The following is a 14296-nucleotide window of genomic DNA, read 5'->3' as shown; positions in this document are numbered from 1 at the left end:
GGTACACATGTTTTTCTTAGTATAGCACAACTAAAAAAGTGTACCACCTGGGTACACTCAAAAGGAGCAAGTTTCGAATTATGTTACATAAACTGTCTACTCAAGGATTTTTCTTTGATATAGTGAAAAATAAAAGAGCGATTTGCGTATAAACCTAATTAAACAAATTAGCATTTTATGATCTGTAGTTATTTAATATGTTTTTTGTGTATCTTTTACAAATTCTGCAAGTTCTTCTCGTTGATGCTGTGTAATGTGCCAAATACTAGGAGCTAAACCATGTAAAAACAGACGTGGTTTAGCAATGTTTAGTTTATTTTTTTCCAGTACTTTTGTTAATTTCTTTTCAATCGACATTACACCACCAGAAGTACCAAACATGACAACTTCTTTAACCTGTTGCGGATCTAAGGTTTGTACAAATTCTTTTAATTCTTTGTCCAGTGACATCATATGCACTGCTCCTCCAAGAAGCAAGGTGTCAGCCACTTGTCCTGATGCCAGTGGGGTAGCAATAGATTCAGCCTTGACTCCTAACTTTTCGGCAATCAATTCTGCCATTTTTTTAGTATTCCCAGTTTTAGAATAATATCTTATGACAATCATATCTTTACCTCCTGATTTAAAATATTTGCAGAATTTAGTTTTGTGCTAAATGATAATTACTATTAGTAATTTTAAAGCATTTTCGTAGGTTTTTGGTAACAAAGACTTGTCGCTGCTGTGTGATAAAGACAAACCCAAGTGAATCATCAATTGAAGATAGTTTCAGAGTATTTGTTCCATTGTAGAAACCTATACTAGACCAAATTTCACCTGTAATTGATTTTTTACTGATGACCGTTACACTTACAAGCTTTGTCTTAACAGGATAGCCAGTTTTAGGATCAAAAATATGATGATATTTTTGACCATTATAATTTAGAAATCTTTCATAAATTCCAGAGGTAACAACTGAACATGCCTTAGTGGTTAATACACCTAGTGGCCTATTTCGTACATCGAAAGGATCTTGTATGCCCACTTTCCATTGCTGATCTTGGTGAGGGCCAGGACCAAGCAATACAATATTTCCACCTAAATTAATAATTCCTTGGTTAACACCATTATTTAACCATAATTGCTTTATAGCATCTGCGATGTATCCTTTAGCAATTCCCCCTAAATCTAGTTCCATACCTGCATGTAAGAGGAAAACGGATTTTTCTACATCATTAAGTTCTATTTGTCGCGGGTCAATTAATTTTAAACGGGCTTGAATATCCCTAACTGCCGGGACTTGCGCATCTGAGAATCCAATGTGCCACAGCTTTACCAAGGGTCCTATTGCAACGTCAAAGCCCAAATCTTTTTGACTGATTTCAACAGCCTGTTTCACCAGCTGGTAACTAATTGAGCTGACCTTAACCGCATGATTTCCGGCTGCATGATTAATATCCATAATTTCTGATTCAATACGATTAACTGTCAGAAGATCTTCATAGTGTTTGACCAATGTATACGCATTATCAAGGTCTTTAATTGTTGCTGGAGTAAACACGGTTAAAATAATCTTTGTTCCCAGTCCATGATAAGTTTTAGCTACTACGGCCATTTTAAACGCCTCTAATATGAATTTTTGTCACATTATTATGTATAACGGTATTATAAGCTTATCCTGAGTGTAATAATAACAAGAAATAAGCTCACAATACCATACAGTTTTTATGATCTTTTCGATAAGGTCATGAAAACAATTTGATAGCTCTTTTATAACCTAATTAACACTTAATTAGTGACGCTCCTATTGTGCTTTAAATCAACAAGCTTGGCTGCTGCAATTTCTTTATCCAACAGTTCAGTTTGTTCAGCAACTTCTGCTTGATCCCAAGCAAAGTATCTTGCCATTTCGTTAATTACGCCTTGTTTAACTTTATCAAGGGTTTCACTTCTGAATAACAGATGGTAAGTCCGGCGTAACAAATAGTCTACTGGAGTTAAGGTCATTTCTTCATCTAAAGAGTAGTGCAAACTAAGTGTTTCCGCCAAACTCAAACCAGGAGCTGCAGTTGCTTTATCGGCAGCTGCAAAAATTTTGAGAGAATTGGAACCAAATAACGTTACGATTTCCTCGGCTTCTGCTGGAGTAAAGCCTTTAGCTACGCCTTGTTTAGCATATGAATCAAGAATTTCTTCAGCTTTATCAGAATCAAAGTCGCCACCAGAAACCTTTAATTCTGCTGAATTAACTTCCTCAAAGTTTTCATCAAACTGATCATGTAAAATTGTGATAATTTTCTTCATAGCACCATCGGCCATTACGCGATAATCAGTTAATTTTCCTCCGGCTAAAGTGATCAGTCCATCTTGGGCAACTTTCAAAGAGCTTCCACGTGACACTGCTGAAGGGGCCGAGGCGTTACCTGCGTCGCTTGCGCCTGAGACAACATCAGTTTCAGGTTCTTCAGCAGCAACTAATGGACGAACACCTGCCCAACTAGTTTCAACATCGGCTAATGTTAAATGTGCATGTGGATATTTTTTGTTAATGATTTTAAGCAAATAGTCAACATCATTCATATCAACACGTGGGTTAGTTAAATCGCCCTTGTAGTCAGTATCAGTTGTTCCAAAATACGTCTTGCCTTCACGTGGGATTGTAAAGATCATCCGGCCATCGTTGGTGCCAGAACCAAAGTAGGTAGGCTGTGGGACTTTCAGGCGAGACTGATCAACCACTAAATGAACTCCTTTTGTAGGTCTCATTTGAGATTTTTTATCTTCGTCTTCATCTAGATGACGAACAAAGTCAGACCACGGGCCTGAAGTATTAATAACAACTTTTGCCTGAATATCAAATTCTTCATTGGTCAGCGTGTCTTTAACTTTTACGCCGATGACATGTCCATTGCCATCGTTAAGAATTTTGATTGCTTTCAGGCGGCTAACCATCAGGCCGCCCTTTTCATGTGCTTTTTTAATATTTTCAACTACCAAACGAGAATCATTATTCTGATAATCAAGATAGACACCACCGCCCGCAAGGTTTTCTGGATTTAACTGTGGTTCTCGTTTTAGAACTTCTTCTTTAGTCAACATATAATTGGCATATTTTTTCAAGTTAGGTGTTTTATTAATACCGGCTAAATGATCATATAAATCCATTGCAACTTTTACCGAGAACATTGTAAAAGTAGTTCCCGGTTCATCATAGATAGGCAACAGCATCGGGTCAGGGCGAACCATGTGAGGTGCAATATGCTGTACAACAGCCCGTTCTTTAACGGTATCGGAAACTACTTCAACATCGAATGTCTTAAGATAACGGATTCCACCATGGACTAAACGAGTAGAACGTGAGGAAGTCCCGCCACCAAAATCTTGCATATCAATCAACGCTGTTTTCATTCCAGCGGCACTTGCTTGAAGAGCGACTCCTGCCCCGGTAATACCGCCACCAATAATCAACAGATCCTGTTGTTCACGTTTTAACTTTTGAATATCACTTTTTCGACTATTAATTGAAAAACTCATAATCGAACCTCCTAATTAATTTTTATACTTAAAATTGATAATTTTCTAGCAGTTCAACATTTTTATACGTGAACTTTTTCTTGTTTATTTTTACTTGAGTCTTTGTATGGTTGATGAACAAAGGTTTGTGCCGCACTAACTGCCGCTTGCCACCCTGCATACAGAGTTTCACGTTCTGTGTCTGACATTTGAGGTTTGAAAATTTTACCTGGTTTTTGGATTCTTTGAACTTCATCTGTATTGTCCCAATAGCCTACGGCTAAACCAGCTAAGAATGCAGCGCCTAAGGCTGTGGTTTCTAAGTCAGCTGCTCGATCAATTTCAATATTTAATATGTCAGCCTGAAATTGCATTAAATAGTCATTATTTGCGGCTCCACCATCTACTTTTAATTTAGGAATATTAATTCCTGAGTCTAACTTCATGGTATCAATCACATCCTTACTTTGATAAGCCAGTGATTGCAAAGTTGCTTTAATGAAGTCTTCTTTAGTAGTACCTCGTGTTAATCCAAATACTGAACCTCTAACATCAGAATCCCAGTATGGAGCGCCCAGCCCCGTAAATGCCGGAACCACGTAAACTTCATTATTACTTGTTGAAGCCTTAGCGGCAGCTTCAGATTCAGGCGCGGTTTCCACAAGTTTCATACCATCTCTGAGCCATTGAATTGCAGATCCGGCTACATAAATGCTTCCTTCCAAAGCATAGTAGATTTTACCGTTTATTCCATAGCCAATAGTTGTTAAGAGGTTATTATCTGACAGCTGCGGAGAAGTACCCGTATTCATAACCACAAAGGCCCCAGTACCATAGGTATTCTTAACCATTCCTGGTTCAAAGGCAAATTGGCCAAAAAGCGCGGCCTGCTGATCTCCTGCCATGCCAGCAATTGGAACTTGACTGCCATAAAAATGATAATCTGCGGTTTTACCATAAACTTCAGAATTTGATTTAACTTCTGGCAGCATTTTTTCTGGGATATTCAACAGATCAAGAATATCCTTATCCCATGACAACTTATGAATGTTAAACAGCATTGTTCGACTGGCGTTAGAATAGTCGGTAACATGCACTTTCCCGCCTGTTAGTTTCCATACTAGCCATGTATCAATGGTACCAAATAATAATTCTCCTTTTTCGGCTCTTTCTTGAGCACCAGGAACTTGGTCTAAAATCCAGCGAATTTTCGTAGCTGAGAAATAGGCGTCCGCAATTAAACCAGTTTTTTGATGAATCATGTCTTTATGCCCATCGCTAATAAGTTTGTCCGCAATTTTTGAAGTCTGTCTTGATTGCCAAACAACAGCATGATAAATCGGTAACCCAGTTTTTTTATCCCAAATAATAGTCGTTTCACGTTGGTTAGTAATCCCAATTCCGCTTATTTGATTAGGTTTAATTCCGGATTCTATAAAAACGTTTGCAATAGTTGATAACACAGCATTCCAGATTTCGTTAGCATCATGTTCTACCCAGCCTGGCTGTGGAAAGTACTGCCTAAATTCTTTTTGAGAATCAATTACTTTCTTCCCATCATGATTAAAAATTATGGACCGTGTACTGGTAGTTCCTTCGTCGATCGCTAAAATATATTTTTCTGCCATTACTCTCTCCTCCAAACTCAAAATTATAGATTTAATTAAGTTGAAATAAGAACATTTATTTTCATAGAGTCTTTAAAAGATCTATTAAGCATCTCCCCCTTTAATTAATGCAGAATAAACTGTAACCCGGCCGCCAGGATACCGCCTACTAAAGGACCGCACATAGGCACCCAAGCGTAATCCCAATGAGCATTTGTTTTATTTGGTACCGGTAAAATAGTGTATGCGAACCTGGGGCCCCAATCACGAGCTGGATTTAAGGCAAAGCCTGTGGTCCCCCCCAAAGCTAACCCGATTGTCGCAATTAAAAAGCCAACAATTAAGGGTTTAAGACCTTGGGTGAAATTACCTAAATTAAGTAAGGTGAAGATAAAGACAAATGTCGCAATTACTTCACTTAAAAAGTTGAACAGAGGGTTATTAATACTTGGCAATGTCGCAAAAATTCCGACTGTGTTGCCTTCTTCTGCTGTTTTAGTTTCTTTAAAATGAGGATAGTAATGAATTACCACAATTGTTGCGCCGATGAATGCGCCAATGAATTGACCTAAAATGTAAGGAATAACTTCTTTCCAAGGGAAAAAACCAAAAAGTGCAAAACCGAGCGTGACTGCTGGATTTAAATGTCCTTGGGAACCAAACTGACCAGCAACATAAACTCCAAAAGCGACCGCAAAGCCCCAAGCAATGGAAACATAAAACCAATTATTCGCTTGACCATAGGATTTTTTAAGGTTAAGCGTGGCCCCGCATCCGGCACCAATAATCATCAAAATACAAGTACCAATTAATTCACCAATAAAACCATCCAATAAAACCGCCTTCTTCCTTATATTTTCAATGTGTCTCAGTTAACTAGAAGTTAAATGAGATCAACATTGCTTGTTTTTGCAAAGTATTTTACGTTACTCTCAACTTTCTCTTGCCATAAAAGTTTAACGCGAACTAATTCAGGCAAATTGTTTTCAAATGGCAGGACATCAATAAAAGAATCCTTACCATTTGTAGCAGACATTATATTATTAACGTTGACGATTACTTGATACTCTTTGCTTTGAACTTTAATAATACATTCGTAACTTCCTTGTGAAGGTAATTGTTGCAGATTGTTAAACAATAGCAGTTTTTCGCCGTTGATTAACTCACCTTCAGAAAAATAACTATGCCCTAAAAGTTGTGTAGCTTTAAATAAATCCCCCCTTTCAATCAACTTACGAATTCTAGTTGAGCTGACCTTAGACCTTCCTTCTTCTAATTTAGACACGATGACAGTATCAAACCTCCCATGGCTATAGTTTTTCATTAAATTCATATCTGCCAATCCGAATTTTCCAAAAGTATAATCATATCCCGCCACAACTACTCGTGAAGCTAAGCCAACGATATACTGATCAATGAATCGCTGAGGGGTTAACTGTGCAAAGGACAAGTTAAAATCCACTACATATAAAATATCAACGCCATTCATCCGCATTAGCTCTATTTTTTGTTTTAATGAAGTCAAATATCGAAAAGAAGCCTTATTTTGTGAGTCAAATAACATTGAGGCATGTCTGTTAAAAGTCATTACTGCTAAGGGGAGCTGTTGTTGTTTAGCTTTACGGCGAGCAATTTTTATAACCCGTTGGTGTCCAAGATGAACACCGTCAAAAAAGCCTAGCGCTAGTACTACAGGAAAAAAATTTATTTTTTTTTAAGTTGACATTGTTCAGATAAATTACTTGCATCTAAGAACCCCCTAATTTTTTGATACTTTTTTCTTTATTAGACTATCTTAAGTATTCACATACAAAATAATTTCATATTCCACACACATCACTCTTTACCTTTTAACCTATAAATTTCTGAAAGTATTTATTTATTGAAAAAAATAGAACTCCATAAAAAGTTAAACAAATTAGTTTATAAAACGTTTAGCTTGTACGAAGTTCTATCAAAGACATGTACTTTAATTGACCTTGATTGTACTATTCCTGCTTAAATTTTGTAATTTAATAAAGAATTGAAATGCTATAGTTGAGTATTTAAAATAATTCTATTTTTTTATTATCAACAATATTTTTTGCTTCTTCGATTAAAGTTTTTACAATTTCTGCAGCAGGTTTTGATTCACTAATTAAGCCTGAAATTTCGCCACTAAACAAAACACCATTTTCTGAATCATCTTCTTTGACAGCGTTTTTTAATCCCACATTCATAGAGCTATTAAACTCTTCTCTTGAAACTTTCTGATTTTCTAATTGCAAGAGTTGCTCTGTTTTCTTATTTTGAATAGCTCGGCTAGCATCTCTGATACTATGCCCAACTACAACAGTAGAAGCATCATTGGCATTGATAACGGCTTTTCTCCAGTTGTCTCCTACTGGACTTTCCTTAGAAATTGAAAAGATAGTGCCACATTGAACTCCTTCAGCACCAGCAACAAAAGCATTTACAACGCCTCGACCATCGCCAATACCACCAGCAGCTATAAGTGGAATAGAAATTGCATCAGCAATTTGCGGCCATAATACTTGAGATGTTAATTCTCCAATATGTCCACCGCCTTCCATTCCTTCTGCAATTACAGCATCTGCTCCTAGCGCTTCCATTTTTTTGGCTATTTTAACATTAGGAATTACTGGAATCACTTTAATACCGGCTTTTTTTAAATCAGGCATGTAATTTTTAGGTGTACCAGCTCCTGTGGTTACAACTGGAACATGTTCTTCAATAACTACCTTTACAACTCCTGGAGTACTCCTGTCCATTAGCATAAGATTAACAGCGAAGGGATTTTTTGTTAGTTTTCTTGCTTTTTTAATTTCTTCTCTAACTTCTTGAGGTGTTTTACCACCAGCAGCTATGATTCCTAACCCTCCCCCATTCGACACAGCAGCAGCTAATTCTGCCGTAGCTACTTCTTGCATGGCGCCTTGTATGATCGGATATTTAGTACCTAAAAGTTTAGTAACTCTATTCAATTAAAACATCTCCCATTATTTATTAATTAATATATTTTATTGCCCTTTAAAAGTAGGTTTCCTTTTCTCCAAAAATGCAGTCATTCCTTCAGTTTGGTCTTTTGTAGAGAATGTTTCGGACCATAACTGTGTTTCAAAATCAATAGCTGTATCTAGCGGCAAGTCAGCAGCACGGTCAATAACGTATTTAGCCATTCCTACAGCAATTAAACCATTTTTCATAACCTGGTTTGCGATTTCTTTTACTTTAGTCATTAAATTTTGAGGTTCTGTAATTTCCTCAATAAGGCCAACACGAGCAGCCTCTTCTGCATCAATCATCTTGCCAGTTGCAATCATTTCTTTTGCTTTACCACGCCCAACTAAACGGGTTAAACGTTGTGTTCCTCCGAACCCAGGAATAATTCCTAATGTAACTTCGGGTTGTCCAAACTTTGCTTTATTAGAAGCAACACGGATATCACATGAAGCTGCAAGCTCTAGCCCTCCACCTAATGCATAACCATTAACTGCTGCAATTGTAAGTTGGGATAAATCTTCAATTTTTCGAAATGAAGTATGGGCTAATTTTGATAATTTTGCAGCCTCTAATGAATTCATATTATGCATTTGAGAAATATCTGCTCCTGCTACAAATGATTTTTCACCTGCACCAGTAATAACTAACACTTTAATACTTTCCTCATTTGCTTTTACTTCATCTAAAGCCTGTCCTATTTCCGTTAATGTGTCTGAATTCAATGCGTTAAGTGACTTAGGACGATTAATGGTCAATGTAGCTATTCCATTATCAACAGCTAGTAAAACATTTTTGTACGTTTTAGTATCTAACATTTCATTACACACCTTTCATAATTATTGTAAGCGCTTTTAAAATAACCTTGATGAATACTCTCAACGTTAATAATACTTATGAAATACAATTTTTCAATTTTATAAAAATAAAATTTATTTTTGTTAAAACGAGGAATGCCTATTTTTAAACTTTTATAACTATTGCAGAAAATTCAAAAAAATTTTTTTTTAACAAAGTTTGTGAATTTACTAAACTTTAAAAAGTATAGATGCTTTTGCGACAAGGAATACTGCGCTATATAACATAAAGTTATAGCATCAATGACATTATTGTAAGGGTTTACATCAAAATTTATTTTAGTTATAGTCTGAATTATTTAGTTGATCATAAAAAGAAGGGAAGTAATCTATTATGAGTGGAACATGGTTTATGCGTTATTTAGCAGAATTTTTTGGAACTTTAATATTGGTACTTTTTGGGAATGGAGCAGTTGCTAATTCATTTCTTAAGGGCACAACAGGCAATGGGAAAACTGGTCAAGCTAATGGTGGATGGATGTTTATTGCATTAGGATGGGGATTTGGTGTTATGCTACCCGCCATGATGTTTGGTTCTTTATCTGGTAATCATATTAACCCAGCTATCACTATTGCTGAAGCATCTGCAGGAATTTTCCCATGGAGGCATGTTTTCCCATACATTTTATCGCAGTTTTTAGGAGCAATTGCTGGGCAATTATTGGTAGTTTTGGTTTATTGGCCCCATTATAAGCAAACAGATAACAAGAATTCTATATTAGCAACGTTTTCTACTGCTGATTGTTCTGGAAGTAAACTTAATGGTTTTTGGACAGAATTAGTAGCAACTGCGATTCTTGTTTTTGTAGCAATGGGGCTATACAGAGGAATGTTCTTTAAACAAAATATTGACCTTGCAAATTTGGGAGTTGGATTCGTAATTGAAACTTTAGTAATATCTCTTGGTGGGCCTACTGGTCCTGCTTTAAATCCGGCTCGAGATCTAGGGCCCCGCATAGTACATTTCTTGTTGCCAATTCCTAACAAAGGAAGGTCGGATTGGAACTATAGTTTGATTCCTGTAATTGCAACAATTATTGGAGGTGTGATTGGCATATATGTATATAAAATATGTTTTGGTTTATAAGATAAAAATAGATGTATCTAAAATAATATTAAATTATTTTGTACTCTGTTTTATTCTAATAAAGCTATATATATCAGATACTATAATTAATAGTTATGGAAGCAATAAGAATGTGTTATTTGAAAAAAGGTGAACATAGTTATACTGTAAATGTGTAAACAAGTATAATTCTATAATTCAATAGCTTTGTATAGCGGTTTCTTGTTTATTACTATTTGTGAAAATAATAACTATTTATTTTGATTTAAAGGTTTGAAGAATAGGGAAAAATTAGTTTACTATCTTGTAAACGTGTTAAAAAATGGTGAATACTCTCAAAGAATAATATTTTCCTTAGTAATTTTGCAGATAAATCAGTAATTTTTATTATTTCAAAAAATAGTATTTTTTAAAGCTTATTCTGTTGATTAACTAGATCTAAATTAAATTATAGTAAGGAGTCCTAAGGATGTCAGAAACTGAGCAATTAGTAAAACTAAATGAAAAATTAAAGGGGAACCTTGCTCGTTCTGTAAACCCATATGGTTGTCGTCAGGAAATTTTGAATCAAATTGCTTATGTTCAAAGTAAAGGGCCCTACAAAGGAGCTAAAAAAGCTTTAATTGTCGGAGGATCTTCAAGCTATGGATTGGCCAGTCGTATTACTACAGCATTCGGGCAAGGAGCAGATACTATAAATGTTGCCTTTGAACGCCCACCTAAGAATGAAAACATGCTTGGAACAGCTGGATGGTATAACAATATTTATTTTCGTGAAGAGGCAGAAAAAAAAGGATTAAAAGCTAAGAACTTTATTGGTGATTGCTTCACTCAGTCTATGAAAGAGCAGGTTATTGACTATATAAAGAGTGATTTTGGAGGAAAAATTGACCTGTTAGTCTATTCTGTAGCAGCTCCTAAAAGGACTAATCCTAACAATCCTAATGAAGTTTGGCGCTCGGTTCTTAAACCTGTGGGTGAGAGTGTAAGCGGTAAAACTATTAATCTAGAAAAAAATACTTTAGTTGATCAGACTATTGAACCAGCATCTAAAGAAGAGGTCGAGGCTACCAAGCATGTAATGGGTGGTGAAGATTGGGAACTTTGGGTAAATCAGCTTAAAAAAGCTGGTGTATTAGCAAATGGTTTTAAAACTATCTTGTTTTCCTATATCGGGCCTAAAAGTACTTATGCTTTTTACCATGAAGGTACATTAGGAGCGGCTAAAGATGCTGCAGAAAAATCATCACTTAAAATTCAAAAAAGTATTGATGATATTCAAGGAGAAGCTTTGATATCTGTTTCTCGTGCTCAAACCACTAAAGCATCTGTTGTTATTCCAATTTTCCCTCTTTATTGTTTAGCTTTATACAAAGTTGAGGAAGAAACTGGTACACATGAAACTCCTATCCTGCATAAAGATAGATTATTTAGAGATATGGTTTATGGAAATAAACGAGAAATAGATTCCAAAGGTCGTTTAAGACCAGACTCATGGGAATTGCGTGCCGATGTTCAAGAAAAAGTCGATCAACTTATGAGTAAAATTACAGAAGATAATTTTAATACAAAATTCACTGGGTATGAGACTTTCAAACGTGAATTTTTACAGTTAAATGGATTTGAAGTTCCAGGTGCTGACCAAAAAAGTGTTAATTTAAATGAACTTAAAAAATTAAAACAGTAGTTAAATTTATTTATAAATATAGCTAGGAGATGAATTATATGTCAGTACAATTTATTGATAGTAAAAAAGCTGCTCAGCTTATACCAGATAAAGCAATAATTGCCTTAGATGGTTTCCTTGGAACTGATGTTCCTGAAGAAATACTGGAAAATATAAAACATCGTTTTGAAACTGAAGGTCACCCTAAAGAGATAGATGTTTGGCATGCGTCTGGGATAGGCGATGGTAAGAATAAAGGAACTAATAATTTTGCTGTTAAAGGATTGTTACACCGATTAGTTGGTGGTCATTGGGCATTAGCTCCTCAACTTCAGCCGCTTGCCGCGCATAACGATTTTGAAGCTTTTAATTTTCCTCAAGGAGTTTTATCACAAATTTTCCGTGATTCTGCAGCTCATAAGCCTGTACAAATAAATAGAGTCGGCTTAGGGACTTTTGTTGATCCCGACATTAGTGGAGGCCGCTTAAATGATGCTGCTAAAGCAGATACTTTGGTATCCAAAGTGAAAATTCATAATAAAGACTATTTGGCTTATGAGGTCCCTAAACCTAACGTTGCTCTTTTAAGAGGTACTTTTGCTGATGAAAATGGAAATATTACTTTTGAGGATGAGCCCTTAACTCTAGTAGCGACATCTGTCGCTATGGCAGCTCACAATAATGGAGGAAAAGTATTTGTTCAAGTAAAGCGAGTTGTAAAATCTGGTTCATTAAAGCCTAAAGATATTCGAATACCTGGTGTTTTGGTTGACTATGTTGTTGAGACTTCAGATGAAGCTATGACAATGCAAAGCACTTCAACCTTATATAATCCGGATTTCATTCATCAAAATATATTAAAAACTGCTAAAGATATTAATGTACCTTTAGATGCAAAAAAAGTGATAGCTCGAAGAGCATCTATGTTTAAAAAGGATTCTGATTCTATAGTAAATTATGGTATTGGCAAATATCCTGAAACTGTCTCATTAATTTTAAAAGAGGAAGGTGCCGCTGACAATATAACAACTACCGTTGAACCTGGCACTTTTGGTGGCGTTCCTTTAGGTGGTGGAAACTTTGGATGTGCGATTGCTCCCGAATCAACTATTGATGAGCCATATATGTTCGATTTTTACGATGGGGGTGGTATTGATATCACATTCCTAGGACTTGCAGAATCAGATAAAGTTGGGAATGTTAATGTTTCTAAATTTGGACCTAAAATTGCAGGAACAGGAGGATTTGTTGATATCACGCAGAATACTTCCACGATTATATTTACTGGTACTTTTACTGCGGGTGGATTAAAAGAAGAGATTTCTAATGGTGAGCTTCATATTCTTAAAGAAGGAAAATTTGACAAGTTTGTTAATAACGTACAACAAATAACCTTCTCTGGACCTGTGGCGTATGAAAACAAGCAACATATTTACTATGTTACTGAAAGAGCTTTATTCCATCTCGTAAAAGATGGCATTGAACTTATCGAAATTGCTCCTGGTATCGATTTAGAAAAAGACGTTTTAGATCATATGGCTTTCAAGCCAATTATTAGCCCACAATTACACGAGATGGACAAACGTATTTTTCAAGAAGCTCTTATGAAAACAAATAATAATTTAAGTAAAGCCCATAAACCTATGACTACAGTTTAGTTGTAATATTATTGAGTTTTTTAAGATAGATGTTCTCAATTAACCATTAGAACGTTTATCTTAATTACATAAAGTTAAAAGCAAAAACACATATAAGTAATATGTAAACCTTATTTCGGGTATAAGTAATCTTAAAAATCAAGGTGAGTATATATGGAGACAAAAGTATTGGACAATTCCTCGTTTAAAAATTTTATTGTTTCTATAATTAGGAATAATTTAAGAGATCGGCCAGTAGTTATAGGCATTACAGGAAATGTTGCATCTGGGAAAACAACTTTGGCTAGTGAAATTGAGAAAATTTGTAAAACACGTTTCCCTAACCTAACTATTTCTAATATTTCAACAGATAATTTTTTATACACAAATAGTCAATTAAAAGCACGTAACTTATATAGTAAAAAGGGGTTCCCTGAAAGTTATAACTATAATATGATTAGAAAATTTATACACGCAATACTTGCAAAAAAAAAGATCGAATTGCCATTGTATAGCCACAAAATTAATGACATTAATTTAAATAAAAGTGTAATTGTTAATAAACCAGATATTGTAATTTTAGAAGGATTACTAATCCTGCAACCTGAATTTTATCAAATACTAAATGAATCTATTTTTATTGATGTTGATGAAACATCAAACTATAAATGGTTTAAGCAACGATGCCTGAAATTAAATTTATCGCAATTAGATAATGTAAGTGACGATAAATTTATAGAAATTGTAAAAGATAACTGGACAAATATAAATTTGAAAAATTACTATGATAATGTATTACCTTTAAAAGTAAAAGCAACTATAAAATTAAAGTTGGATTTTAACCATAGTATTAGAAGTATTTGTTTTTAAATGTGTAAGCGTTTTATAAATGTGCTAACCTTTATAAGGTTAGCATGCTCCTAAGTCAATATTTGGCACATGTTTTTCTAGACACTTGTTCTGATTCTTTC

At 35.1% G+C, this 14296-nt stretch carries 12 protein-coding genes; 4 read left to right on the top strand and 8 right to left on the bottom strand.

The genetic code is table 11. The annotated features are described in order from the left end of the window. Positions 1-192 precede the first annotated feature (192 nt). From IV36_RS11265 to IV36_RS11230, 8 genes are all read right to left on the bottom strand, one after another. Positions 193-606: a flavodoxin family protein gene (locus IV36_RS11265; protein WP_056992572.1), complete on the bottom strand. Its 414-nt coding sequence runs from the start codon at positions 604-606 to the stop codon at positions 193-195. A gap of 34 nt (positions 607-640) precedes the next feature. Next, entirely contained in the window at positions 641-1594 is a 954-nt protein-coding gene (locus tag IV36_RS11260; RefSeq protein WP_056992570.1) for an FAD:protein FMN transferase, read from the bottom strand. 173 nt (positions 1595-1767) lie between these two features. Next, positions 1768-3513 (bottom strand): FAD-dependent oxidoreductase, encoded by a 1746-nt coding sequence (locus IV36_RS11255; protein WP_056992568.1) that lies wholly within the window; start codon positions 3511-3513, stop codon positions 1768-1770. A 62-nt stretch (positions 3514-3575) separates the two neighbouring features. Beyond that, a complete protein-coding gene (gene glpK / locus IV36_RS11250; protein ID WP_056992566.1) occupies positions 3576-5120 on the bottom strand; it encodes a glycerol kinase GlpK in 1545 nt (514 codons plus the stop codon). A 104-nt stretch (positions 5121-5224) separates the two neighbouring features. Next, a complete protein-coding gene (locus IV36_RS11245; protein WP_056992564.1) occupies positions 5225-5932 on the bottom strand; it encodes an MIP/aquaporin family protein in 708 nt (235 codons plus the stop codon). A gap of 50 nt (positions 5933-5982) precedes the next feature. Beyond that, on the bottom strand, positions 5983-6807 hold the full coding sequence (locus tag IV36_RS11240; RefSeq protein ID WP_082623771.1) for an FAD synthetase family protein: 825 nt from the start codon (positions 6805-6807) through the stop codon (positions 5983-5985). Between the two features lie 337 nt (positions 6808-7144). Next, a complete protein-coding gene (locus IV36_RS11235; RefSeq protein WP_082623770.1) occupies positions 7145-8083 on the bottom strand; it encodes a nitronate monooxygenase in 939 nt (312 codons plus the stop codon). Positions 8084-8119: 36 nt separating this feature from the next. After that, positions 8120-8917, bottom strand: a complete 798-nt coding sequence (locus IV36_RS11230) for an enoyl-CoA hydratase-related protein (RefSeq protein WP_056992561.1) — start codon at positions 8915-8917, stop codon at positions 8120-8122. A 373-nt stretch (positions 8918-9290) separates the two neighbouring features. On the opposite strand from IV36_RS11230, the gene IV36_RS11225 reads away from it, so the two are divergent. The 4 genes from IV36_RS11225 (at position 9291) to IV36_RS11210 (ending at position 14195) form a co-directional block, all read left to right on the top strand. Continuing rightward, positions 9291-10043: an MIP/aquaporin family protein gene (locus IV36_RS11225; RefSeq protein WP_056992559.1), complete on the top strand. Its 753-nt coding sequence runs from the start codon at positions 9291-9293 to the stop codon at positions 10041-10043. 448 nt (positions 10044-10491) lie between these two features. Next, positions 10492-11709, top strand: a complete 1218-nt coding sequence (gene fabV / locus IV36_RS11220) for an enoyl-ACP reductase FabV (protein ID WP_056992557.1) — start codon at positions 10492-10494, stop codon at positions 11707-11709. Between the two features lie 38 nt (positions 11710-11747). Beyond that, positions 11748-13346, top strand: coding sequence for an acyl CoA:acetate/3-ketoacid CoA transferase (locus tag IV36_RS11215; RefSeq protein WP_056992555.1), 1599 nt, complete (start codon positions 11748-11750; stop codon positions 13344-13346). A 153-nt stretch (positions 13347-13499) separates the two neighbouring features. Continuing rightward, complete coding sequence (locus tag IV36_RS11210; protein WP_056992553.1) at positions 13500-14195, top strand: type I pantothenate kinase; 696 nt, start codon at positions 13500-13502, stop codon at positions 14193-14195. Positions 14196-14296 lie beyond the last annotated feature (101 nt).

Source organism: Liquorilactobacillus mali, from assembly GCF_001437155.1.
GTDB classification, from domain to species: Bacteria; Bacillota; Bacilli; order Lactobacillales; family Lactobacillaceae; genus Liquorilactobacillus; species Liquorilactobacillus mali_A.
The sequence above is the reverse complement of the archived record's forward strand: the minus strand, read 5'-3'. Positions and strand labels throughout refer to the sequence as shown.